The organism is Dactylosporangium sp. CS-033363 (genome assembly GCF_050942475.1).
Lineage (GTDB): Bacteria > Actinomycetota > Actinomycetes > Mycobacteriales > Micromonosporaceae > Dactylosporangium.
Map to the genome: position 1 here is coordinate 2,658,844 of NZ_CP192032.1, position 23,415 is coordinate 2,682,258.

The following is a 23,415-nucleotide window of genomic DNA, read 5'->3' on the forward strand; positions in this document are numbered from 1 at the left end:
TGCCGACGTGCGGAAACGGCCAGAATGGCGAGCATGAAGCCGTGGCCGTTCGCGAAACGAGGGCTGGTCGCCGTCGCGCGGGTGGCGGTGACCGGCATCCTCGGCACACCCATCCACATCGTACTCGTCCTGCTCACCCTCATCTCGCTCGCGACCACGGTCCTCGGCGTCGGGCTCGTGCTCGCCCCGCTCGTGCAGCTGCTGGTGCGCGCCTACGCCGACCTGCGCCGGCGGCTGGACCGCGCGTGGAGCGGCGTGGACATCCCCCGCCCGTACCGGCCGCGGCCCGACGGAGCCTGGATCGGCACCCCGAAGCGGTGGCTGTGGCTCGTGCGCGACCCCGCGACCTGGCGCGACCTGCTGTGGCTGGTCGGGGGCGCACCCCTCGGCCTGGGGTTCGGCTTCGGATCCTTCATCCTCCTCTTGTACGGCCTGCAGGGCGTCATCCTCCTGCCCGTCATCGTCAACCTGGCCTCGGGCGACGACACCGGCTACGGCGTGACGTGGCCCCTGAACCAGGTCAGCTGGGGCTCCGTGCCGTTCCAGGGCGCGCTCATCGCGGCCGGCATCCTGTACGCCGCGCCGTGGCTGCAGTGGGCGCTCGCGAAGTACGACCAGAGCCTGCTCGGCCCGACCAGCGCCGCGGTGCTCACCAGGCGCGTCGACCGCCTCACCGAGACCCGCACCCAGGTCGTCGACGCGCAGGCGGCCGAGCTGCGGCGCATCGAGCGCGACCTGCACGACGGCGCGCAGGCGCGCATCGTGGCGCTCGGCATGAGCCTGGGCATGGCCGAGGACCTGGTGCTGCACGACCCGGCCGCCGCCCAGCAGCTCATCGCCGAGGCGCGGGAGGCCAGCGGGCTCGCCCTGGCCGAGCTGCGGCTCCTCGTGCGGGGCATCCATCCACCGGTACTGGCCGAGCGTGGCCTGGTCGGCGGCCTGCGCGCGCTGGCCCTGACGATGCCGGTGCCGGTCGTCGTCGAGGGCGACCTGGAGGGCCGGCCCCCGGCGCCGGTCGAGTCGGCCGTGTACTTCGCCGCCGCCGAGGCCCTCGCCAACGTGGCCAAGCACAGCGGCGCGCGGGCGGCCTGGGTATCGTTGTCCTACCTCGGGGGAGCCCTCTACTGCAGCGTCAGCGACGACGGCGTCGGCGGCGCCGCCCCACGGTCCGGCTCCGGCCTGGCCGGGGTCGAGCGCCGGCTGTCCGCGTTCGACGGGAGCCTGCGCGTCGACAGCCCGCCCGGGGGCCCGACCGTGCTGACGATGGAGCTGCCGTGCGTGTTGTCATCGCCGAAGACCTCGCCCTTCTCCGCGACGGGCTGATCCGCCTGCTCGGCGCGTACGGGTTCGAGGTCGTCGGGGCGGTCGACAACGGCACCGACCTGCGCGCCGCCCTGCTCGAGCACCGGCCCGACGTGGCCGTCGTCGACGTGCGCCTGCCGCCGACGTTCACCGACGAGGGGCTGCGGGCCGCGATCGCCGCCCGCGCCGAGGTCCCCGGCCTGCCCGTGCTCGTGCTCTCCCAGCACGTCGAGCAGCTCTACGCGCGGGAGCTGCTCTCCGACCGCCGCGGCGGCGTCGGGTACCTGCTCAAGGACAGAGTGTCCACAGTGGGCGAATTCGTCGAGGCCGTGCGCCGGGTCGCGGCCGGCGGCACCGCCATGGACCCCGAGGTCGTCTCCCAGCTGCTGGCCCGCAACGCCGGCGCACCGACCCGCGCCCTGACCCCGCGCGAGCGCGAGGTGCTCGGCCTGATGGCGGAGGGGCGCTCCAACGCCGCGATCGCCGGGCGCATGTTCGTCACCGAGAAGGCGGTGGGCAAGCACATCAACAACATCTTCGGTAAGCTCGGGCTGCCCCCGTCCGAGGACGACAACCGGCGCGTCCTCGCCGTCCTGGCCTTCCTCAACGCATGAACCACGAGGAGCTCACGGCCCGCCTGCGCGCGGCCGGCTGCGTGTTCGCCGAGGAGGAGGCCGACCGGCTGCTCGCCGCGGCGTCCACTGTGGACGAACTGGAGACGATGGTCGCGCGCCGGGTCGCCGGGCATCCGCTCGAACACGTGCTCGGGGTGGCGTTTTTCGCCGGTGTACCGTTTGCAGTGGCCGATGGCGTGTTCGTACCCCGGCACCGCACGGAGCTGCTCACCGCGACCGGCCGCGGGCTGCTGCGCGACGGGGGAGTGGCGCTGGACCTCTGCTGCGGCACCGGCGCCCTCGGGCTCGTCGTCGTGCGCGGCTTCGCGGGGGTGCGCCTGGTGGCCACCGACATCGATCCGGTCGCCGTCGACTGTGCGCGCCGCAACCTCGACGGGGTGTCGTCGGAGGTCTTCGTGGGCGATCTCTTTTCGGCGGTACCGTCGGCGCTGCTCGGATCCGTTGACCTCCTGCTGGCGAACGTGCCCTATGTGCCCACGGCCGAGATCGCCTATCTGCCCGAGGAGTTTCGCGTGCACGAGGCGCGCGCGGCCCTGGACGGCGGCGCCGACGGGCTGGACGTGCTGCGCCGGGTCGCCGCCGAGGCCGCGCGATGGCTGGCTCCCGGCGGCGCGCTGCTGACCGAGGCGGGCCCGGCGCAGCTCGGCACCGCCCACGCGCTGCTGCGCGCGGGCGGGCTGAACCCGTACACGGTCACCGATGAGGAATCGGAGACCAACGTCGTGGTAGCGACGCGTTAGACGTTCATCGCCACGCGCTGCCCGAGCTCGTGGCTGATCCGCTCGAACGTGCCCGCGTTCTCCTGCTTCTGCACCAGGTTGGTGCGCAGAATCTGCGCGCACTGCAGCTCGCCCATGAGCAGCGCCTTGTCGATGAGCCCCTGGTACATCGCGATGCCCATGTGCGCCAGGCGCGTCTCGGCGTCGACGGTGTAGATCTCCATCGCCTCCATCGACGGCGACTGCTGGGCGAACGCCTGGAACTCGGCGCGCATCCCGTCCATCGCCATGCAGGGCACGTCCTCGGGCTCGGTCTCCATCATCGCGAAGCACGTCTCGAGGTTCTGGATCTTCTGCTGCCCCTGTTGCTGCTGGGCGCGCAGGACCTGCGCGAGCGGGCTCTGCTCCGTCCGGCCGAGGATCTCCCCGATCATCTGGTTGCTCTTGTGCTCGGCGTCGTACATGCCCGACAGCTCGTAGAGGAACAGGTCGGCCGGGTTGTCCATTGGCATGCGCTTCTCCCTGTCTCGATTGGGGACGCCGGAGCACTACCCGTAATTTTCACGGCCTCTGCGCTGGTGGCGGGGTGGGCCGCGGGTGGTTCGTTGACCCCCTACTGAACCGGTTAATACATTGCCCGGCAACGAAGGGAGGCTCAACATGAGGAAACGGATCGCCCTGGCCGCCACCGCCGCGCTCGCCGTCGTGATCTCCGTGTTCGTCGCCGTCCAGCCCGCCCAGGCCGCCGCCGGGTTCACGGTCAGCAACGGCCGGCTGTACGACGCCAACGGCAACGAGTTCGTGATGCGGGGCGTCAGTCACGCGCACACGTGGTACCAGTCGCAGACGAGCTCGTTCGCGAACATCAAGGCGCTGGGCGCGAACACGGTGCGGGTGGTGCTCGCCACCGGCGACCAGTGGGCCAAGAACGACACCGCCGACGTGGCCAACGTCGTGTCGCTGTGCAAGGCGAACAAGCTCATCTGCGTGCTCGAGGCGCACGACACCACCGGCTACGGCGAGGCCGGCGCCGCGGTCTCGCTGGACAAAGCGGTCGACTACTGGCTGTCCATCAAGAGCGCGCTGGTGGGCCAGGAGAAGTACGTCATCGTGAACATCGGCAACGAGCCGTACGGCAACAACGCGGCGACGGTCGCCAACTGGGCCACCGACACCGCCAACGCCGTCAAGCGCCTGCGGGCCAACGGCTTCGAGCACACCATCATGGTCGACGCCCCGAACTGGGGCCAGGACTGGTCGTTCACCATGCGCGACAACGCGGCGGCGGTGTTCGCCGCCGACCCGCAGAAGAACACCGTATTTTCCATCCACATGTACGGTGTGTTCGACACCGCCGCGGAGATCAACGACTACCTCAACCGCTTCATCTCGGCCAAGCTGCCGATCGTGGTGGGCGAGTTCGGGTTCAACCACTCCGACGGCAACCCCGACGAGGACACCATCATGGCGACGACCACGTCGCAGCGCATCGGCTACCTCGGGTGGTCGTGGAGCGGCAACGGCGGCGGCGTCGAGTACCTCGACATGGTGACCAACTTCAACCCGGCCCAGCTGACGAGCTGGGGCGACCGCATCTTCAACGGCGCCAACGGCATCAGGGCCACCTCCCGCGAGGCGTCGGTCTACGGCGGCGGCACCTCGTCACCCTCGCCGTCGCGCTCGTCGGCTTCCCCCTCTTCGTCTCCTTCCCCCTCTTCGTCTCCTTCTCCCTCCTCGGTGCCGGGCGGCTGCAAGGTCACCTACACGGTCGTGGGGCAGTGGCCCGGGGGCTTCCAGGGCGAGGTGAAGATCTCCAGCACGGCCGCGGTGAACGGCTGGAACCTGAAGTGGAACTTCGCCAACGGCCAGGCGCTCAACCAGGCCTGGGGCGCGACCTACGCCCAGTCCGGGGCCGCCGTCACGGCCACCAACGTCAGCTACACGGCGAGCATCCCCGCCGGGGGATCGGTGAGCTTCGGCTTCCTTTCGAGCTGGAACGGTACAAACGCGGCTCCTGGAGCTTTTGCTCTGAACGGCCGCACGTGTAGCTGATCCGCGGCGGTGCCGGCGATGGCCTAACCTGTGCGGGTGGAGCGGGTGGTCATCGTCGGCGCCGGCCCGGTCGGCGTGGCCGCGGCCATCCTGCTGGCCCAGCGCGGGGTCGCGTCGCTGGTGCTGGACCGCTATCCGGAGCCGTATCCGCTGCCGCGCGCCGTGCATCTCGACGACGAGGTGATGCGGATCCTGCACGTCCTGGGCGTGGCGGACGAGTTCTTGACGGTGAGCCGGCCGGGCCTGGGCCTGCGGCTGCTGGACGCCCGGCATCGCGTGATGGCCACCTTCGACCGCGATCCTACGCGCGGCCCGCATGCCTATCCGCAGGCGAACATGTTCGACCAGCCGGACCTGGAACGCCTGCTGCGCTTGCGGATGGCCGACTATCCCTTGATCTCGTTTGTTGAGGGGACCGTTGTCGCTGTGGACTTCCCGACGGTGCGCTACAGCTCTCCGGATGGGACTGTTCGGTCGGTCGAGGCTTCGGCGGTTCTCGGCTGCGACGGGGCCAACAGCACCGTGCGCGACCTGATCGGCGCCTCGCTCGTCGACCTGGGCTTCGAGGAGCGCTGGCTGGTCGTCGACGGGATCTGCGACGGCGATCTGGGCACGTGGGGCGGCGTCCACCAGGTGTGCGACCCGCGCCGCGCGGCCACGTTCATGGAGCTCGGCCCGCGCCGGTACCGCTGGGAGTTCCGCCTCCTGCCCGGCGAGACGGACCTCGACCTCGACCCGCTGCTCGCCCCCTGGCTGGGAACGGTGCCGGTGCGGATCGTGCGCCGCGCGGAGTACACGTTCCGCGCGTGCGTGGCCTCGACCTGGCAGTCCGGCCGCGTGTTCCTGCTCGGCGACGCGGCCCACCAGACCCCGCCGTTCATCGGCCAGGGCCTGGGCGCGGGATTGCGCGACGCGTACAACCTGGCCTGGAAGCTGGCGGCGGGGGATGCGGCGCTGCTCGCCACGTACGAACGGGAGCGCCGCCCCCACGTCCGCGCCCAGATCCGGCTGGCCATCGTGGCGGGCTGGGCGATGACCGGCGGCCAGGACCGAGCCGCGGCGGTACGGCGGCTGTTGCTGGGTTCGGTGTGGCGCCTGCCCGGGATGAAGGGCCTGGCGCTCCGCTCGACGTCGCCGGCGCTGCGCGGGGTCGGCCGTGGCCGGTTGGCCGGCACGTTCGCGCCCCAGCCGTCCCGCGAGTTCGACGACGTCCTGGGCGACGGCTGGGCGGTGCTGTACGCCGGTACCGAGCCGTCCGATTTCCCCGACCACTACCGCCTGGTCAACGTCACTGACGAGGTGGACCCGCGCGGATCACTGCGCCGCTGGATGCGCGGCCGCCAGATCGTCCTGCGGCCGGATCGCGTGGTGTTCGCGACCCGCCGCAGTCAGTGAGGGAACGCCAGACCGGCGATCAGGCTCGCCAGGGCGATGATGCCCGCGGCCGCGGCGCCGACGACGCCGAAGGCCAGGCTGACCGTGGCGGCCCGGCGCATGCCGGCCAGGTGCGCGACGGCCACGCTCACCGCGGCCAGGATCGCCGGCACCGTCACCAGGGCGAGCGCCGTCACGACGATGAACACGATCTTGTACTGCACGATCGACCTCCGAGTTGGTCCGCTGCGGCTCGCCCTGATTGCTGGTGCGACGAGTCCGTCGCGTTCGGCGGCCGAGCGAGTGCGGCTCGGAGCGTTGCGTGAGATGGGGGGAGTCCCTGGTTCCGGCGAGAACCAGGGACTCCCCGTCATCCTTCGATCAGGAGGTTAGTCCGCTTCGCACCAGGCAGTGCCACGCGATGCTCGTCGGCGCGGCGAGGCCCAGGATGGGCATGATGACCGCCACGGGTGCCACCGCGAGGATCGCCATGATCACGACCAGCACGAACAGCATCACGACGATCAAGCCCGGTGGGCGGAGACTGATGACAGGCAGGTCTACCAACTTCGTTCTCCCTTCAGGTTCGGTCAGAAACCCTCGTGGAGCCGTGCCGTGTGCGTTCTGGCCGCTCTAACCCTGAGGTCCAGATGACGATCGCCGTCCGCGTTGCCGCTGAATCCTCGACGGCGGTGGTCCGGCCGTCGGCCGGACGATTGTGGAGCCCTCCGCGCCGGTGGGAGGGCCTGAGGCGCTCTCTCGCATCGTCCCGAAACCGGTCCGGTCGAGAGAGACCTCAGGCCCTCCCGCGCAATGTCAACGAGTTTGGTCCACCGAAAGGCCGGCCCTTTTGAGTCCGTTGCCCGGTGGAATCTTGGAGATCGACGCTTCGGGCTCGATCCCCAGTCGTTCGGCGATCCGGGTGAGGAGCGCCGTGGCATCGAAGCCTTTCTTCACTTCTTCGGCGAAGGACTCGGCGTCCTCGAAGAGGCGTTTCTCAATGTCCACTCGCTTTCTCCGTAGCGTCTGGCTGCAGGAGCGACCGAAGCCGCTTGAGTGCGCTCTCATGCACGCGATGTGCCTTGCCGGCACTGAGCCCGATCTGACGGCCCGCCTCGGATACTGAGTGTCCCTCGTAGTACGCGAGGTAAATGATCATGCGCTGCTCGTCCTCGAGGGATCGCACCGCATCCCGGACCGTCCAGACGGTCTCCAGGTCGGGACCGCCGATCGTCGATCGAAGTGCGTCGAGCGCGTTGCCGCGTAGCTTGTCCGCGCGCCGTTCGTCCCGCCAGCACTTCCGTCCGAAGTCGACGTAGGCGCTGTCGATCGCCTTCCGCAGGTAGGCGAGGTCACCTTCCTTGATCGAGCGGCGGGCGATGTCGTTCGGCCACATCTTGAAGAGCTTTTCGGACACGGCCTGCACGAGGTCGTCGGCGAGGGATGCGTTCCGGCACCGAAAACACGCGTATTTCCAGGTGGGCTCCAGCCGGGGCTGCAGCCATGTGATGTAGGTCCTCCCAATCCCCGAGTTCGCGTCCCGGGCCTGGGGATCGAGGTTGAAGGCACCCGCGGGTGCGCTGCCGACGTCTCGCGGGAGCGAGCCACCGACCGGGTCGACCGGGCTGGAAGGATTCGGTTCCATCGGTCTGTATCCCCCTCAGGGTCGGCCCGCCGCCCGCTCACGCGGGAGGTGTCTCGCCTCCTGGCTGCTACCAAGCGACGGGACTGGGCCTGAACGCGCGGACACGCGTCCACTCGAGCGCACGCCTCGCGGCGCACGCTCACCCCTATCAACGCCGGCCGGCGGCCAGATTTCCCATCCGGCTCAAGATTTTTCCGTCAGAGGCCGAGGGCGAGCTGCTCGCCATCGCTCAGCGTGAGGACCAGGTCGGCGGTGACGGGCGGCGCCGCGAACGCCACGGTCTCCTCCGCGCTCGCGCCCGGGCGGAGGTCGAGCGCGGCGGCCGTGCCCTGGTGCGCGAGGGGCTGTCCGTCGGCGAGCACGTCGAAGCCGGCCACGTGCTCGGTGGTGCTGCCGGTGTTGGTGAACCGCACGGTGACTTCGAGCCGCTCCGAGCCGAGGAGGTCGACACTGGTGACGATCGCGTGAGCCCTGGCCGCGGCCGGTGCGGGGGTGGTGCTGCCGGCCTCCGCGGCCGCGGGCGCCAGCAGGCCGAACCCGCCGCCGACGGCCACCCCGGCCGCGGCCGCGAGTGAGATCGCCCGGAGTACGTCGCGTACCAGCCCCATCGTGCCGCCCCGTTCGCTCGCCGTGTGTTGGGAGCAGCCTCACACAGCGTGCTGAGGTTCGGGTTTGGTGCAGCTGAGTTGCAGGTTCAGGACGTCAGCCGACCGGACGGCTTCTTGTCCTCGGCGGTCGGCCCCCACGATTCGAGCACCACGTCCGCCCCGAGCGACTCCTCGACGGCGCGGACCCAGTCGGTGACCCGCCCGTAGACCGGCTCGACCGAGCCCAGCGCCCGAGTCATCGCCGACTGCCGCGCGAGATCCCCGGCCGGCCCCACGCGCAGCGGATTGCCGCCGCGGTACTCGTGGCACATGGTGTCCACCGGCAGATCCAGGTGCGTCAGCACCAGCCCGTCGACCCCACCGACCACGTCGAGCGCGTACCGGTGCAGCGGCGCGTCGAAGTGCCCGAACCGAAACGCCCCCTGCCAGTCGTTCGCCGGATTGTTCGGGTCCGCAAGATCCAGCGAAGCGTCCTCGGTCGGCAGCGGCCCGGCCCCGTGCCGCGTGGTCACCGTCCGCAGCACGCCCAGCCGCACAAATCGCTCTCCGGCCGGCAAAAGCGACAAGGCGTTGTCGAACGTCGTCGTACTCCACGTCGTGTGCGGGTGAAACCCGTGCCACTCGTCCAGCAGCACCCCCTGCGCGCCCTCGAACACGCACGACCCCGCCGGCTGAAACCCGTCGACGAACCGCACGGTCGCCGCAAATCCGGCAAAGGCCTCCAGGCATGCAGAAATCGGCGGGCCGCCGCCGTCGACGCCGAGTCGCTGACGCAGCAACGCCAGCTTCCGTCGCAAAACCGGCAAATCCGAACAATCCCCAACCCGCGGAGCGTCACCGGGGTAAGCCAAGGCGTACGCCATGGCTTCGCCGACGCCCATCCCGCACGACCCGTGCCGAGACGAACCCCGAGCGAGCTCCTTGGCCCGATTCGCCTCCCGGTGGTACGGCGTCGAGATCAACGCCGCGCGGTCCACGCTCAACCGCGACCACACGTCCGAGACGCCCAGCGAGATCAGGTGCGAAGCCTCGGTCGCCAGCGCCAGCGGGTCCACCACCATGAAGCGCGACAGGAACGTGCGCACCCCCGGGCGCAACGAGCCCGACCCGAACTGCGCGAACGTGTGCTTCCGCCCGTCGGCGAGCACGACCGTGTGCGCCGCCTGCGCGCCCCCGTTGAACCGCACGACGGTGTCGATGTCGCGGGTGGCGCACAGGTAGTCCACGGTCGTGCCCTTGCCGCAGTCGCCGAACCCGAGGTCCACGACGATGTAGTGCATCTACAGCCGCTCGACGCTGACCGGGCCGGCCAGATCCGACGGCGTCGCACCCCGGGCGAGCGGCGCGCGGCCCCCGCCGATGCGGGACAGCGCCTTGCCCACCGAGCCGGCCGCGGCCGAGCCCACCTCGCCCAGGTCCGCGAGACCCTCGTCGAGGTCGATGCTGTCCTCGCCCAGCCCGACGGTCAGCGCGATCGTCTCGCACACCGCGTCGAGGTCGTCCAGCGCGATGACGTTCTGCCCGAGCAGGTCGCGCCAGAAGTCGAGGATCGCGGTGTTGCCCGCGTAGGAGGAGCCCGCCGGCAGGATGTAGTACGTGTCGTACATCCGGCGCACCTCGTCCACGATCGCGCGCAGGGCGATCGGCTCGGACAGCCGGTCGCCGATCACGTCGCGCACCTCGGACGGCTTCACCCGCGAGTAGGCCTGCTCGTCGCCGATGATGAACAGGTACCCGCGCTTGCCCCGCTTCTCGTAGCAGTCGAGCGCGGTGTGCCGCGCCATGAAGTACATGGCCAGCTCGTACGACTCGGTCATCTGGCCGCCCCCGCCGCCCTCCAGCACGAAGCGGCTCAGGTCCTCGTCGAGCCGGTTGTCCGACTCGAACTGGCCCACCTGCAACGGCACGCGGTCGCAGGTCGCGTCGCCGATCGCGCCGAACAGGATCTGCGGGTCGGTCACGTATCCCTTGCGCAGCAACAGTCCCAGCAGCTGCGGCAGCTTCTGCTGCAGTACGCGCGGCACCGAGCCCATCGACCCGGTGACGTCGAACAGCACCGCGATCGGGACGGAGTCCGGGTGCTCGTCCGAGTCGCGGCTCTCCCGCGCCGTCACGCCCTTCGGGTCGAGTCCCTTGTGGACGGTACGGGCACCGGAGTCGCTGTACGCGAACGCGCTCGTCCCCGTCGCCCGCCGGTAACGGTCCGCCGCGTCATAGACGTCGGTCGACCAGGTCCCACTTCCCATGACAATCTCCCTCACAGCGAAATTACAACGAGAATGGTCGGAATTTGCGTGGCCCGTACAAGCGGTGCAGCAGCTCGTCCAACTCGCCGAGCAGCTTCCACGCGTCGTCGGGCCGCTGCCGTGGCGAGGCCAGCCGGCACCCGTCGGCAAAGCGCCGCAGCCCTTTCGGTGCCCGATCGCCCATCAGGCCCGCCATGACGGAAGCGGCCATGTAGATGTCGGTGTAAGCACCGGGAGTACCACGGGAAAGCACTTCAGGCGGATAGTCGAAACCCGGCACGAGCGCCGGAATCCGCTCCCCGGGCGCCGATGCGCTGTAGCACCAATCGACCAGGATCACGCCGTGGTCGGCCGGTTCGATGAGCACGTGCTGCGGCACGACCGCGCCGTGCACGACCCCCGCCCGGTGCGCCAGGCCGAGCGCGACGAGCAGGCGCCGCCACATCCAGGCGGCATCGCGAGGATCGAGGCCGTGGGGCCGCTTCTCCTGTACCGCCCGCAGCGACCACAATCGCGCCGCCGACACCGCGACCACGTTGGCCCGCCGCGTCTCACCCGCCGCCGACCTGTGCCGGAACGAGTCGACGAGCCGCGGCACGTACGGCAGGTACCGCGGATCCCCGTGCTCGGCCATCCGCCGCAGGGCCGCCGCCTCGCGCGCCATCAGGTCGTTGCACGACGGGTCGCGGACCAGCTTCAGGTGGCCCTCCGGCACGCGGTACAGGTTGGCCAGGTCCCCGCGGTGCTCCAGCGCGTCCGTGGAGTACGTCCCGCGCGGCGAGCGGATGGTCCCGCGGTCGCGCCAGAGCTCGGCCAGCCGCGCGAACGCCTTCGTGCCCCGCGGCCCGGCGGCGTCCGGATGCACCAGCTTGGCCAGCGTCCGGTACCGCCCGTGCGCATCCCCGCCGCCGAACAGCTCCTCGGCCGTGGCCCGCTCGACGAGCGCGATGGCCTCGTCGGAGTTCATCGCACTCATCGCACCGTCTCCTCCCGGCTCGGCATGAGCAGCGCGGGGTGCAGCAGTTGGGCGTCGCCGGCGCGGTACAGCTTGGCGCGGGGCCCCCCTCGAGCCCCGCCCCGCTCCGTGGTCGCGCCGGTGCTCTCCACGAAGCCGGGCACCGAGAGCACCTTGCGGTGGAAGTTCCCGGCGTGCAGCGGCTCGCCCCACACCGTCTCGTACACGGCCCGCAGGTCGGCGATCGTGAACTCGTCGTCCACGAACCTGGTCGCCAGCGGCGAGTACTCCAGCTTCGAGCGCGCCCGCTCCAGCCCGTCGGCCAGCACCGTGGCGTGGTCGAAGGCGAGCGCCTCCGGCCGGTCGTCCATCGCCACCCAGGCCGCCTCCCGCGCGTCGCTGCCGGAGACCGGGTCGGGCAGGTGCGGGGCGAAGGCCAGGTACGCCACCGAGAACACGCGCATGCGCGGGTCGCGGTCCGGCGTGCCGTACGTCCCGAGCTGCTCCAGATGCAGCCGCCGGTGCGCGGTCGCGACGCCGGTCTCCTCGGCCAGCTCGCGGGCGGCGGCGGTGGGCAGGTCCTCCCACTCGCCGACGAATCCGCCGGGCAGCGCCCACATGTCCTTCATGGGCGGGCACGCGCGCCGCACGAGCAGCACGTGCAGCCGCCCGTCGCGGATCGTGAACGCCACGACGTCGACGGTGACCGCGACGGGCGGGTACCGGGTCGGGTCGTAGCTGGCGAGGAACTCGGCCTCTTCGTTGCCCACGGCGCCTAGTCCTTCTCAGAGAGAGTCTTTCTCGATCTGAGAACAACGTAAGGCAGAGTGCGCCCAGGGCGCAAGGGTATTTATCGTCAAACTGACGACGGGTACCGGGAAAGCTCAGGAAGTGCGGTTGCGCTCCCGGCGCACGACCGGCCGGCGGCCCTTCAGGGTGGTCCGCCGCAGCGTGTCGATCACCTCGTCGACGGCCCCGTCCGGCACCTCGACCAGCGAGAACCGGTCGGCGATCTCGATCGCCCCGACGTCCCGCCCGGTCAGGCTGGACTCGCCGGTGATCGCCCCGACCAGGTCCTGCGGCCGGATCCCGGCAGCGCGCCCGGCGCCCACGAACAGCCTGGTCATGCCGCCCGTCGGGGCCCGCCGCCCGCCCGTCTCCCGGCCCCGGCCGCGCCCGTCGTCGCGCACGCTGACCCGCCGCGCCGGCCGGTCGTCGCGGTGCTCGGGCCGGTCCCGGGGCTGGCGCAGGGTGACGTCCGGGATCTCCTCCTCGTCGTTCTCCCCGACGGCCGTCGACTCGTGGGCGAGCTTGATCGCCGCGAGGGCGATCTCCATCGGGTCGAACTCCTCGGACAGGGACTCCACGATCGGCCGGAAGCGGTCCAGCCCGTTGTCGGCGATGAGGCTCTCGTGCAGCGCCGCGCGGGTCAGCTCCATCCGCCGGGCGCGCAGGTCGGCGACCGAGGGGACCTTCTCGATCGTGATGCGCTGCTTGGTGACCCGCTCGATGGTCTTGAGCATCCGGTGCTCGCGCGGCTCGGCGAGGGTGATCGCCACGCCCTCGCGCCCGGCCCGCCCGACGCGTCCGATGCGGTGCACGTACGACTCCGGGGCCGATGGCACGTCGTAGTTGACCACGTGCGTGAGGTGCTCGACGTCGAGTCCGCGGGCGGCCACGTCGGTCGCGACCAGCAGGTCGGCGGTGCCGTTGCGCAGCCGCGCCATCACCCGGTCGCGCTGCTCCTGGCCCATCCCGCCGTGCAGGGCCTCGGCCCGGTAGCCGCGGCCGTTCAGCGTCTCGGTGAGCTGGTCGACCTCGTCGCGGGTGCGGCAGAAGACGATCGCGGCGCCGGGGGCCTCGACGTCGAGCACCCGGCCGAGCGCGGCCGGCTTGTGCGCCCGCGGTACCACATAGGCGACCTGACGCACCAGCGGCGCCTCGCCGGCCGGGGTCGGCTCGCGCCCGATCTGGATGCGCAGCGGGTCGGTCAGGTGACTCGCGGCGAGCCCCTCGATCCGCGGCGGCATCGTCGCGCTGAACAGCACGGTCTGCCGGTCCTCGGGGGTCTCGGCCAGGATCGCCTCGATGTCCTCGGCGAAGCCCATGTCGAGCATCTCGTCGGCCTCGTCGAGGACCACGACGTGCAGGTCGTGCAGGCGCAGGGTGCCGCGGCCGAGGTGGTCCAGGGCGCGGCCGGGGGTCGCGACGACCACGTCGACCCCGAACTCCAGCGAGCGCAGCTGACGGCCGATGGGCTGCCCGCCGTAGATGGGCAGGACGCGGACGCCGAGGTCCCGGCCGTACCGGTGGATGGCCTCGGAAACCTGCACCGCGAGCTCCCGCGTCGGCACGAGGACCAGCGCGGACGGGTTGTCGCCCCCCGGTGCGGGCAGGCGCTGCAGCAGCGGCAGCGCGAACGCGGCCGTCTTGCCGGTGCCGGTGGCGGCCTGTCCGAGCAGGTCACGCCCGGCGAGCATGGGCGGGATGGCCTCGCGCTGGATCGGCGTCGGCTCCTCGTAGCCCAGGCCGGCGAGGGCCTTGAGCAGCTCATCGCGCAGCCCCAGCTCCCCGAAGCCGGTCACGTCCCCATCGTCAAAGCTCGCGGTCACGGGGTGCTCCTCACTCGGGCAATGCTGGCGGCCCCTCTAGCATCCCAAACGCTCCAGAGGCCCCCCGTGGCGCGGTCGCCGTGTGTGATCTGCGACCGGTTAAGGTTTGGCCCGTGACCGACGACTGGCACGAGCAGCGTGCGCGGGCGGTGGCGCACCACGGCGCGGAGCTCGAGCGCCGCCGCGAGGCCGAGGCCGAGCAGGCCAGGGCCCTGATCGCCGACTTCGTGACCGCCGCACGCGAGTCGGGCCCACCGCTGGAGCCGCTGCGCGCGCGCTCCTACAGCGGCCGCTCCTACCGTACCGGCCTGCGCGGCTGGTACCTCAACCCCGCCCGCACGATCGCGATCGACGAGGCCGGGGACTACTACTCGCTGCTGGTCCCATCCTCCGCGAAGGCCCTGCTCCTGGGGGCCGAGCCGGTCCCGCAACCGCCCCGCCTGATCGTCGGCGAGGGCGCCCGCGACGGCGAGTCGATGCCGCTCGCCACGATCCTGCAGCGCCTGCTCACCCAACGGTGATGAACTCCGGCGGCACCGCGTCGGCCAGCCACACCCCGTTGTCGGACCGATAGAACACGTGCCCGGCGCGAGCCATCTCGCCCGCGGCCACGGTCAGGATCACGACCGCACCCCCACGCCGAGTCCCCACCCGCCGCGCCGTCGCCGTGTCGGGGGACAGGTGCACGTGATGCCGCCCGCCCTTGTTCAGTCCGGTCGCCTGAATAGAAGCCAAAAAAGCCGCGTTTGTACCGTGAAAAAGCACTTCCGGCGGCGCTTGTGCGACGAGCCCCAGCTCAACAGCGACCGAATGTCCCTGGTTCGCCCGGATACGTTCCACGCCGTCCGGCCCCACCGCAACCGCGAACCGCTGCTTGTCGTTCCCGGCCACGACTTCGTCCAACGTGGCCCGATCGATGCCGAGCGCCGGCAGAAATTCGGCCACGGAAACCCACCCGGCCTCGTCGAGCGTCAACCCGACCCGAGCCGGCTCATGGCGGAGCGCCTTCGACATCCGCTTACTGATCTTGACTAACTGTGCGTACTCCATAACGCCGTCGATTGTGCGCCGTCCCGCCGCCACCGGTCACGCGGTTATTCTCAGACCGTCCAGAATGACGCGGACGGCGGTCGCCCGGGTCTGCTCGTCGGGTGCCCACATCGCCGCGTGCGAGGCCCCGACCAGCACCGCGACCACCTCGGTGGCCCCGACGTCCCGGCGCAGCGCTCCCGCGTCCCGGGCCTTCGCCACCAGGACATCGACAGCCCCGAGCAGCTCGCCGCGCACGTCCCCCACGACCTCGGTGACGTCGCCCACGGCCCCGGCCAGCGCGTTCTTGCTGGCACTCTGCGCGACGACATGCTCGAGAAACCCGAACAGCGCCGTGCCCGGATCCGCGTCCCCGGCGGCGGCCCGGGCGTGCTCGACCAGCGCCCGCATCCGCTCGACGAGCACCGCCTCGAGCAGCGCCTCCTTGGTCGGGAAGTGCCGGAAGACGGTACCGATCCCGACCCCAGCCCGCCGCGCCACCGCCTCGGTCGACGCCCCGACCCCCTCGGCGGCGAACACCTCCTCGGCGGCCTCGAGCACCCGAGCCCGATTCCGCCGCGCATCGGCCCGCAACGGCCGGTTGACATCCGGAGCCGCCGCTCCGTATCGTTCAATCGGAGTCACGAGTCCGATTGTACGTACCGGGGGTCCCGCCATGCTCGGAACCGTCCTGCTGTCCCTGGTGGCCGGCTTCTTCGCCGGCAACGGCCTGCCCTACTACCTGCAGGGCAGCTGCGGCGAGGGCCGCAACCCGTCCCCGTTCCCGGACCGCCCTTCGGTGAGCGTGCTGGTCGGCGTGGTCGCGTTCGCCGTGGCCGCCGTCGCCTGGCACTTCGCCGAGGTGGACGCCCACCCGTGGCCGGCCTTGCTCGCCGCCGGCGCGGGCGTGCTGGCCGTGGGCCTGATCCACGCCCGCACGTGGCGAGACCCCAACCCGTGGGGCAAGCGGGCCGCGCAGGCTGCTGGCCGCTGAGGCCCCCGCGAAGCAAGCGGGCCTCTTAGGCCCTCGGACGCTGGGTCAGTCGCGCTAGGCCTTTTGGACGCTAAGGCCAGTCGTGCTCGGACCGGCGGGGCAAGCGCCTCTTGGGCTCGTTGGTCGCGGGGCCAGTCGCGTTGGGCTTTCTGGTCGCTAGGCCGGTCGGTTTAGGCCTTTTGGCGCTAGGCCGGTCGCGTTGGGCCTCTTAGCCTCAGGCCGGGTCGCGGTGGGCTCTTGTTGGGTGCCAGGCCGGTCGCGGTGGGCTCTTGTTGGGTGCTAGGCCAGCCGCGCCCGCAGATGCTGTCCCCGCGCGGCAGACACTTGAGCGGCAACGGCCCCACGCACCAGCCCACTGCGGTGCCGGACATGCCCGCCAGGCCCCTCAACCAGCAGATGCGCATGCACAAGCTGATCCACGGCCGAGAGCACCTCATCAAGCTCAAGCTGCCCCGCCGCGGCAACCTGCTCAACGCGAAGCGACCCGAGCGCCGCGGTGAGCCGAAGAATCTCCCACGCCGCGGGCGGCATCCACCGTGTCCGCTGCCGAGCGAGATGCATGGCAACCTCGCGAGCCAACTCGGGCTGCAGCTCACGAGCAGCGGTCACCAGCGCCGGAATCCCCCCGCTGGCGTCGAGCAGCTCGCCCGGCAGCTCCTCGGCCGTGAGCGGCGCCAGTCGCAACACAAGCCCAGCCTCGAGCGCCCCCAACGGCCGCTCGGCAATCGCCGACGGATACCGGTACGTCACCGCCACCCGCACCCCCCGCTCCTGCAACCACCGAAGCTCGGCCACCGAATCAGCATCCAGATGCTCCGCGTCATCAATGGCGATGAGCGCCCGCTGCTCCCGGCCCAGCAGCCGCCCGGCGATCCCGTCAAGCTCGGCCGGCCGCAGATGCCGCCGCTCGGACATGGCCGCATCCAGCACCCCATCGGCGCCGACCCCGAGCTGATGCAACACCGTACGCAGCCACCCCAGCCGCAACGCCCCACCCGGCCCGGGCCCCCGCCCCAGCCCGACCGCCCCGGGGAACAACTCGCGAACCCGCCCAAGCAGCGCCGACTTCCCAGCCCCAGCCGGCCCGGCGACGTGCACGACATCAGCCCCGTACGCGAGCGCCTCCAATTCAGCGCTACGCCCAACAAACCCGCCGGACGCGGCGAACCCGCCCGGAACCACCTCACCCGCCCTCCGGCGCCCACCCACCATGGCGCTGCTATGCCCCCCATTGCCCACAGCTCCCACGATTCCGCCCACCCGATGCGCACCGCCCTCCTCAACCGACGCCCCAGAGCCCTCCCACCCGGCGATCCCAAGCGCGCCGGCCCCTTCCACGGCGTCGTCGTTCCACGCGGCCCCGTGGGCAGTGCTCCCGTTCGCGGCAGCTCCGTTCCCGGCGGTCCCGCGGGCAGCGGCTCCGTTCGCGACGCCCTCGTTCCAGGCGGCCCCATGCGCAGTGGTCCCGTTCGCGGCAGCTCGGTTCGCAGCAGCCTCAGCAGCCCCGTAAGCCCCGGGCAGTTCGGTGACAGTCGCCATGCCCTCTGCCACGTCCCGGACCAGGGCCAGGTTCGCCCGCCCAGTTCCCGACTCACGATCGGCTTTGCGACGATCGCCCCGCCGCCGGTCGAACGCGGGCGGACCGCCCTCCAGCGTGGCCACCAGCGAGTCGCGCAGCGCCGTGGTGGCCGTCCCGGGCACGATCCCGAGCTCGTCAGTGAGCGCCTGGACGCACCGCTCGTACCATCGCACCACCTCGTCCTTCCGCCCCTCGCCGGCGGCCGCGCGCATCATCACGCGGTAGCCCCGCTCGGCGTACGCCTCAAGCTCCAGCGCCTGCCGCCCCAGCCGCAACGCCCGCCCCGGGTGGCCCTCGACCGCCCGCTCGGCCAGGTCGAGCAGCGCTCCCACGAGCACCGCCTTGACCTCGGCCCGCGCCGGCGCGGCCCAGTCCGCGTACTCGTCCTCGGCGAACGGCAGGTCCCGCACGAGCCGCACGATCTCCTCGCGCACGTCCATCCGCTCCGGCTCGGCCTCGGCCACCCGCGCCGCCGCCCGCAGCTCGGCCAGGTCCAGCCGCGCCCGGTCCGTCGCGAACACGTACCCGCCCGCCCGCGTCACAATGAACGACCGCGACGTCGGCACCCCCGGCTGCAACGCCCGCCGCAACACCGACACGTAGTGCTCCAGTGCCGCCGCATGATTGCCGGGCAGCTCCTCGCCCCACACCGCATCGGCCAGCGCGTCCTTCGACTGCACCCGGTCGTGCCGCGCCGCAAGCACCCCCAGCACCTGCCGCGCCCGCCGAGGCAGGTCCTCCCCGGTCAGCCGCACCCCACCCGCATCGGCGGGGTCGATGATCTCGATCGTGCCGAGCACCCGAACGTCCACGCCGCCGCATTCGGCAGCCCTCCGAAGGACCTGAGCCCTCCCATCGGTGCACTTCAGGTTCACCAAAGCCGGACGTCAGCCCGCCCTGCTTCCCTTGGCGGATGAAGCACGCCGCCACCCACGCCGCCACCCAAGCCGGCCTGGCCCTCCGCCTCACCTGGCGCATCGCCCTGGCCGTAGCCCTCGTCAGCGCCCTGGCCGCCGGCCTGATCACCACCATCATGTCCGTCATCTGAGCCGCCTCCCGTGAGCCCCGCCCACCTCCTCATCGGATCGAGGTGCCGTTTCGGTTCACGCGATGGCGACTTTTCGCCCTGCAGCAGCTCCACCCCGCTCCGCGACAAGCCGAAAACGGTCACGCGCCACACGCTTGGCCCGTGATGCAGTCATCCCGTCGCGCCGGAAATGCCGCGGCCCAGTCATCAGCCACACCTTGGCGATCAGACACGCAAAGGACCCCGCGGGTCCGGCGGGCTCACCGCACGCTGGCGCCCGTCCAGCGCCACGGTGAGCCGCGACCCGGTTGTCGGCCAAGCGTTCGTGGTGATGGGTCCCGCGCCACGGTGAGCCGCTGCACGTTGCACGCCGTCAGCCGCCGGTCGTCAGCCACGCGCTCGCGGTCCCCTCGCCCCGCGGCGCGGTAATCCGCAGAGACGCTCGCGCTCCGGCCGGTCCACGAGGCCGCCCGATGCCGTCGCTCAGCCCAGCGGCAGGTCCGCCCGCGCCACGATGAGCGGGGGCGCCGTCATGCGCCACGCCTCGGTGATCAGGTCGGCGAGCTCGTCCTCGTGGGCCTTGCGCAGCCGCACCTGAACCCAGCCGATCCGCCCCGACGCGCGGGCCTTCTTGTACGCCCGCGGGTCGTCCTCCACCAGCGCCGCCTGCTCCTCCCGGGTGGCCTTCACGAGCATGGTCAAGTCGTCCGCGCACAGGTACGCGAAAGCCTTGTCCCGCACCCGGAACCCGATGTGGTTGCCGTGCTGGCGCTGGTCGACCTCGGGCAGCATGAGAACCATCCGTAGCGCCTCGTCGACGCTCACCCCGCGTACGGTCCGCAATCCCATGACTCTGGTGTAACAGGACGGTACGACACTTTTCCTGGGATCCGATTTTCCCCATTTGGCGACTTTGTCGAGGTATCCCGGCCCGATCCGCATCACCGCAGCTCACAGGTCCTGCCGCCAAAAATTGTCGGAGGGGCCCGCTATCGTGTCGCCCGTCGGGACCGATCACGAGGGGGTCGACAGGCGATGAGCGAAGACCGGTTCGTCACACCAGCGGAATGGCGGCGGCACCTGATGCCCCGGCGCGGCGGGCTGCCCGTCGCGTACGAGCCCGAGCCGGGCGCGGCCACCATCGTCGCCAAGGCCGCCGAGGGAGACCTGCGCGGGACCCTCACCCACCGGCTGACCCCGCAGGACGTCTCCGCGGCCGGTCTGGAGCACCTGGACGGCGCGCCCGGCAGCACCCCGCTCGGCGCCGCGTCCGTGGCCGTCTACGCGATCGGCCCGCAGCCGAAGACCGACGCCCGGACCAGCCGGGCCATCGCCGACGAGTGGATTCGCCTCCGCGGCCTGGCGTTCGCGGTCAGCGCCGCCGTCGAGCTGGTCGACCTGCGCTTCAACGCCGAGCGCGAGCAACGCCACGGCGAGGACGTCGGTCCGGGGCCGATCTCGCGGTACGGGCGGGACAGGCCCCCGACCCACTACGGCGACGACGGCATGACCCTGCTGCTGCGGCGGCTCCGGGTCGCGACCGCGGCGGCGTCCGACGAGGACTACGCGGACGCGGTGGCCGCCCTGGCCGAGCTCCGCGCCGGAGATCTCGCCCCGCACCAGACCGTGGTGGCCACGTTCCTCGCCCCGACCGAGCGGGCCTGGGCCAACCGGGACGTGGGTGCCTTCGCGGGGCGATCGGGGCACGAGTGGCTGGAGCTGCTGCTCACCAGCTGCATCACCGAGCCGGGCCGGCTGCGGCCGCTCTTCAACGGCTATGTGCCGCGGTTCCTCGCCGGCACGCCGGAATACCTCTACACGGTCGCGGAGGGCCTCGGCGCCGACGGACTGCCGATCTACCTCGACCTCATGTCGACCAACGCGGCCTGGGGCGACGGAATGCGCCACCTGTTGTCGCTGATTTCGTCGGTACCGTCTGACGCCGCCTTCCTCGCCCTCCTCGAACGGTCCGACTCGAAACCCGGATCCCTCGCCCTGAGTGATGCGGCGGATCGGTTCCCGCGCCGGGCGATCCGGCTCCTCGCGACGGCCTCGGGCACCGGATCCCGGGCCGTGGTGCTCGGCGAGCTCCTGCGCACCCAGGTGATCCGGCACCGGGCCGAGGCCGATGAGGTCGCCGCGACCCTGCCCGAGGCCGCGGCGCGCCGGATCACCGCGATCACCGGCCGGCTCGACGCGGTGCGGGAGGCGCCGCCCGAGCAGGTGCCGCCGCTGCTGGCCGCGCCGCCGTGGACGACCTCCGGGAAGCCCCGCAAGCCGATCGTGGTCGCCGGGCTCGCCTGCACCGACCCGGTGGAGCTGCACTGGGCGCCCGGCGAGCAGGAGGCGTTGCTGAAGGCCCGGCAGGGTTACCGGTCCCACGGCCGCCGCGACTACGACCGGCTCGCCGAGGACATCCGCGGCGGGCGGGCCCGTCCCTACGACGAGGTCGGGTTCTTCGAGGCGGCGCCGGAGGCTTTGGCGGTACCACTGCTGAAGGAATGGCGGCCGCGGGACTTCTGGAACGTCGAGCACTGGCTGCCGACCCTGGCCGCGCGGTTCGGGGTCGCGGCGTTCCCGATCGCGCTGCACGGGGCGTCGTCGGCTGCAGCGGGCGTCGCGCAGGCGCTGCAGCCGTTCACCGGTCCGCAGGTCGGGCCGCTGATGGCGGAGTGGTTCGGGCGGCTCAAGTCGGTCCGGCCGCTGGCGGCGGCGTGGCTGCGCCGGCATCCGGAGGCCGCGGCCCGCGAGCTGGTCCCGGCGGCGCTGGGCAAGGCCGGGGCGGCGCGGCGCTACGCGGAACGGGCGCTCTACTTCCTGGCCGGCGAGGGCCACGGCGACGCGATCCGGGCCGCGGCGGAGACGTACGGGCCGGCCGCCGCCGAGGGGATCGCGGCGCTGCTGGACACCGACCCGGTCCAGCTGCTGCCGGCGAAGATGCCCGCGGTGCCGGAGTGGGCCGATCCCGCGCTGCTGGCCCCGATCGAGCTCGCCGACGGCTCGGGCAGCCTGCCCGCCGCGGCCGCCGGCTCGGTGCTCACGATCCTGGCGATGTCGCGGCTCGGCGAACCGTACGCGGGGCTGAGCGTCGTCACCGGGAGCTGTACCGCCGATTCGCTCGCCGAGTTCGCCTGGTCGCTGTTCCAGCGGTGGCAGGTGGCCGGGTACCCGCCGAAGGAGTCGTGGGTGCTCGACGCCTTGGGGTTCCTCGGCGATGACGAGTCCGTGCGGCGCCTGGCCCCGCTGATCCGCGCCTGGCCCGGCGAGGGCGGCCACGCTAGGGCGGTCGCGGGCCTGGACGTGCTCGCCGAGGTCGGCACCGACGTGGCCCTCATGCACCTGCACGGCATCGCGGAGAAGGTGAAGTTCCGCGGCCTGAAGGACCGCGCCCAGGAGAAGATCGCCGAGGTCGCCGACGCCCTCGGCCTCTCGCCCGAGCAGCTCGCCGACCGCCTGGTCCCGGACTTCGGCCTCGAACCGGACGGCACGCTCGTGCTCGACTACGGCCCCCGGCGGTTCGTGGTGGGCTTCGACGAGCAGCTCAAACCGTACGTGGCGGACGAGGACGGCAAGCGCCGCAAGGACCTGCCCAAGCCCGGCGCCAAGGACGACCCGCAGCTCGCCCCGGCCGCCGCGGCCCGCTTCGCCGCGCTCAAGAAGGACGTCCGCACCGTCGCCGCCGACCAGATCCGCCGCTTCGAACGCGCCATGGTCTGGCGCCGCCGCTGGACCCCGGACGAGTTCCAGCGCTTCATCGTCGACCACCCGCTCGTGTGGCACGTGGCCCGCCGCCTGGTGTGGGCCGCCTACGCCGCAGACGCCGCACCCGCCCAGCCGAGCCACGCCAGCTCACCCGCCGGTGCCACCTCGCCCGCGTCGGTCGCGCTGGCCGGGTCATCCGCGCTGGCTGGGTCGTCCATGCAGGTCGGGTCGTCCGCCCAGGTCGGGTCGTCTACGCAGGCTGGGTCGGTCGCGCAGGTCGGGTCCGTCGCGCAGGCTCCGTCGACCGCGCAGGGTTCGGGTGCACAACGCGGATCGCCGGCGTCGGGCGTGGCGGGCGGGCCGCCGGTGGCTGGTGGGCGGTTGCTGGTCAGCCTGCGGGTGGCGGAGGACCGGACGCTCGCCGGGGTCGACGACGAGCCGGCCGCGATTCCGGACGGGGCGGTGATCGGGGTCGCGCATCCGCTGGAGCTCGGCGAGGACCTGACCGCGTGGGCCGAGGTGTTTGGCGACTACGAGATCCTGCAGCCCTTCGAGCAGCTCTCCCGGGACGTGCAGGAGCTGACGGCGGCGGAGCGGGCGGGGACGCAGATGACGCGGTACGACGGGGTGAAGGTTCCCACCACGAAGGTGCTCGGGCTCGAGCGGCGGGGCTGGCGGCGGGCGACGCCGCAGGACGCGGGCGTACAACCGGCGATGCAGCGGGATCTGCCCAGCGGCGCGACGCTGATGGTGGACCTCGACCCCGGGATCGTCGTGGGGATGGTGAACGAGTTCGAGGATCAGCAGCTCGGCGCCGCGTACATCCTGCCGGAGGCCGAGTACAGCTGGAACCGGCGAGCCGCACTGCCGTTCTCCGCCTTGGACGGGATCACGGCCTCGGAGATCCTGCGAGACCTGCGAGAGGTGGCACAGTGA

General features: G+C 71.8%; 24 protein-coding genes. 9 read left to right on the plus strand and 15 right to left on the minus strand.

Annotated features, from left to right (window positions below; translation table 11 throughout):
• Positions 1 to 33: 33 nt before the first annotated feature.
• The 3 genes from ACQPZ4_RS12280 to ACQPZ4_RS12290 are packed head-to-tail and all read left to right on the plus strand — an operon-like array spanning position 34 to position 2,677.
• Positions 34 to 1,323: a sensor histidine kinase gene (locus tag ACQPZ4_RS12280; protein ID WP_433059206.1), complete on the plus strand. Its 1,290-nt coding sequence runs from the start codon at positions 34 to 36 to the stop codon at positions 1,321 to 1,323.
• Complete coding sequence (locus ACQPZ4_RS12285) at positions 1,275 to 1,916, plus strand: LuxR C-terminal-related transcriptional regulator (RefSeq protein ID WP_433059209.1); 642 nt, start codon at positions 1,275 to 1,277, stop codon at positions 1,914 to 1,916. Before ACQPZ4_RS12280 ends, ACQPZ4_RS12285 begins: the two co-directional genes overlap by 49 nt.
• Complete coding sequence (locus ACQPZ4_RS12290; RefSeq protein WP_433059212.1) at positions 1,913 to 2,677, plus strand: putative protein N(5)-glutamine methyltransferase; 765 nt, start codon at positions 1,913 to 1,915, stop codon at positions 2,675 to 2,677. Before ACQPZ4_RS12285 ends, ACQPZ4_RS12290 begins: the two co-directional genes overlap by 4 nt.
• On the opposite strand, the gene ACQPZ4_RS12295 is transcribed toward ACQPZ4_RS12290, so the two are convergent.
• Positions 2,674 to 3,168 carry a ferritin-like domain-containing protein gene (locus ACQPZ4_RS12295; protein ID WP_433059215.1) on the minus strand — a complete coding sequence of 165 codons (495 nt, stop codon included), beginning with the start codon at positions 3,166 to 3,168 and terminating at the stop codon, positions 2,674 to 2,676. The genes ACQPZ4_RS12290 and ACQPZ4_RS12295 overlap by 4 nt on opposite strands.
• A gap of 148 nt (positions 3,169 to 3,316) precedes the next feature.
• Between ACQPZ4_RS12295 and ACQPZ4_RS12300 the strand changes: the two genes are divergently transcribed.
• Positions 3,317 to 4,708, plus strand: coding sequence for a cellulase family glycosylhydrolase (locus tag ACQPZ4_RS12300; RefSeq protein ID WP_433059218.1), 1,392 nt, complete (start codon positions 3,317 to 3,319; stop codon positions 4,706 to 4,708).
• Between the two features lie 36 nt (positions 4,709 to 4,744).
• Positions 4,745 to 6,103, plus strand: coding sequence for a bifunctional 3-(3-hydroxy-phenyl)propionate/3-hydroxycinnamic acid hydroxylase (locus ACQPZ4_RS12305; protein ID WP_433059221.1), 1,359 nt, complete (start codon positions 4,745 to 4,747; stop codon positions 6,101 to 6,103).
• On the opposite strand, the gene ACQPZ4_RS12310 is transcribed toward ACQPZ4_RS12305, so the two are convergent.
• The 10 genes from ACQPZ4_RS12310 to ACQPZ4_RS12355 form a co-directional block, all read right to left on the minus strand.
• Positions 6,097 to 6,306 (minus strand): hypothetical protein, encoded by a 210-nt coding sequence (locus tag ACQPZ4_RS12310; protein ID WP_433059224.1) that lies wholly within the window; start codon positions 6,304 to 6,306, stop codon positions 6,097 to 6,099. The two genes, ACQPZ4_RS12305 and ACQPZ4_RS12310, sit on opposite strands and share 7 nt — an antisense overlap.
• A 157-nt stretch (positions 6,307 to 6,463) precedes the next feature.
• Complete coding sequence (locus ACQPZ4_RS12315) at positions 6,464 to 6,598, minus strand: hypothetical protein (RefSeq protein ID WP_433059227.1); 135 nt, start codon at positions 6,596 to 6,598, stop codon at positions 6,464 to 6,466.
• A gap of 300 nt (positions 6,599 to 6,898) precedes the next feature.
• Positions 6,899 to 7,090, minus strand: coding sequence for a hypothetical protein (locus ACQPZ4_RS12320; protein ID WP_433059229.1), 192 nt, complete (start codon positions 7,088 to 7,090; stop codon positions 6,899 to 6,901).
• Positions 7,080 to 7,727: an RNA polymerase sigma factor gene (locus ACQPZ4_RS12325; protein WP_433059232.1), complete on the minus strand. Its 648-nt coding sequence runs from the start codon at positions 7,725 to 7,727 to the stop codon at positions 7,080 to 7,082. Before ACQPZ4_RS12325 ends, ACQPZ4_RS12320 begins: the two co-directional genes overlap by 11 nt.
• A 197-nt stretch (positions 7,728 to 7,924) precedes the next feature.
• Positions 7,925 to 8,335, minus strand: a complete 411-nt coding sequence (locus ACQPZ4_RS12330) for a hypothetical protein (RefSeq protein WP_433059235.1) — start codon at positions 8,333 to 8,335, stop codon at positions 7,925 to 7,927.
• Positions 8,336 to 8,421: 86 nt separating this feature from the next.
• Positions 8,422 to 9,615, minus strand: coding sequence for an adenylosuccinate synthetase (locus tag ACQPZ4_RS12335; protein ID WP_433059238.1), 1,194 nt, complete (start codon positions 9,613 to 9,615; stop codon positions 8,422 to 8,424).
• Positions 9,616 to 10,581: a hypothetical protein gene (locus tag ACQPZ4_RS12340; RefSeq protein ID WP_433059240.1), complete on the minus strand. Its 966-nt coding sequence runs from the start codon at positions 10,579 to 10,581 to the stop codon at positions 9,616 to 9,618.
• Positions 10,582 to 10,603: 22 nt separating this feature from the next.
• Complete coding sequence (locus ACQPZ4_RS12345) at positions 10,604 to 11,548, minus strand: serine/threonine protein kinase (RefSeq protein ID WP_433059243.1); 945 nt, start codon at positions 11,546 to 11,548, stop codon at positions 10,604 to 10,606.
• A 5-nt stretch (positions 11,549 to 11,553) separates the two neighbouring features.
• Positions 11,554 to 12,306: an NUDIX hydrolase gene (locus ACQPZ4_RS12350; protein ID WP_433059246.1), complete on the minus strand. Its 753-nt coding sequence runs from the start codon at positions 12,304 to 12,306 to the stop codon at positions 11,554 to 11,556.
• Between the two features lie 114 nt (positions 12,307 to 12,420).
• Positions 12,421 to 14,148, minus strand: coding sequence for a DEAD/DEAH box helicase (locus ACQPZ4_RS12355; RefSeq protein WP_433059249.1), 1,728 nt, complete (start codon positions 14,146 to 14,148; stop codon positions 12,421 to 12,423).
• A 113-nt stretch (positions 14,149 to 14,261) separates the two neighbouring features.
• Here ACQPZ4_RS12355 and ACQPZ4_RS12360 point away from each other — a divergent pair, with 113 nt between their 5' ends.
• Positions 14,262 to 14,669 carry a hypothetical protein gene (locus ACQPZ4_RS12360; protein ID WP_433059252.1) on the plus strand — a complete coding sequence of 136 codons (408 nt, stop codon included), beginning with the start codon at positions 14,262 to 14,264 and terminating at the stop codon, positions 14,667 to 14,669.
• On the opposite strand, the gene ACQPZ4_RS12365 is transcribed toward ACQPZ4_RS12360, so the two are convergent.
• Both ACQPZ4_RS12365 and ACQPZ4_RS12370 read right to left on the minus strand, forming a co-directional pair.
• On the minus strand, positions 14,656 to 15,198 hold the full coding sequence (locus ACQPZ4_RS12365; protein WP_433059255.1) for an RNA 2'-phosphotransferase: 543 nt from the start codon (positions 15,196 to 15,198) through the stop codon (positions 14,656 to 14,658). The two genes, ACQPZ4_RS12360 and ACQPZ4_RS12365, sit on opposite strands and share 14 nt — an antisense overlap.
• Before the next feature lie 36 nt (positions 15,199 to 15,234).
• Entirely contained in the window at positions 15,235 to 15,738 is a 504-nt protein-coding gene (locus tag ACQPZ4_RS12370) for a TetR/AcrR family transcriptional regulator (RefSeq protein ID WP_433059258.1), read from the minus strand.
• Between the two features lie 115 nt (positions 15,739 to 15,853).
• On the opposite strand from ACQPZ4_RS12370, the gene ACQPZ4_RS12375 reads away from it, so the two are divergent.
• Positions 15,854 to 16,171 carry a hypothetical protein gene (locus tag ACQPZ4_RS12375; RefSeq protein ID WP_433059261.1) on the plus strand — a complete coding sequence of 106 codons (318 nt, stop codon included), beginning with the start codon at positions 15,854 to 15,856 and terminating at the stop codon, positions 16,169 to 16,171.
• A 279-nt stretch (positions 16,172 to 16,450) separates the two neighbouring features.
• On the opposite strand, the gene ACQPZ4_RS12380 is transcribed toward ACQPZ4_RS12375, so the two are convergent.
• On the minus strand, positions 16,451 to 18,550 hold the full coding sequence (locus ACQPZ4_RS12380; RefSeq protein WP_433059263.1) for a BTAD domain-containing putative transcriptional regulator: 2,100 nt from the start codon (positions 18,548 to 18,550) through the stop codon (positions 16,451 to 16,453).
• A gap of 113 nt (positions 18,551 to 18,663) precedes the next feature.
• On the opposite strand from ACQPZ4_RS12380, the gene ACQPZ4_RS12385 reads away from it, so the two are divergent.
• The gene (locus tag ACQPZ4_RS12385; protein ID WP_433059265.1) at positions 18,664 to 18,798 is read left to right on the plus strand and encodes a hypothetical protein; all 135 of its coding nucleotides are present in this window, start codon (positions 18,664 to 18,666) and stop codon (positions 18,796 to 18,798) included.
• Positions 18,799 to 19,260: 462 nt separating this feature from the next.
• On the opposite strand, the gene ACQPZ4_RS12390 is transcribed toward ACQPZ4_RS12385, so the two are convergent.
• A complete protein-coding gene (locus ACQPZ4_RS12390) occupies positions 19,261 to 19,626 on the minus strand; it encodes an MmcQ/YjbR family DNA-binding protein (RefSeq protein WP_433059268.1) in 366 nt (121 codons plus the stop codon).
• A 186-nt stretch (positions 19,627 to 19,812) separates the two neighbouring features.
• Here ACQPZ4_RS12390 and ACQPZ4_RS12395 point away from each other — a divergent pair, with 186 nt between their 5' ends.
• A complete protein-coding gene (locus tag ACQPZ4_RS12395) occupies positions 19,813 to 23,415 on the plus strand; it encodes a DUF4132 domain-containing protein (protein WP_433059271.1) in 3,603 nt (1,200 codons plus the stop codon).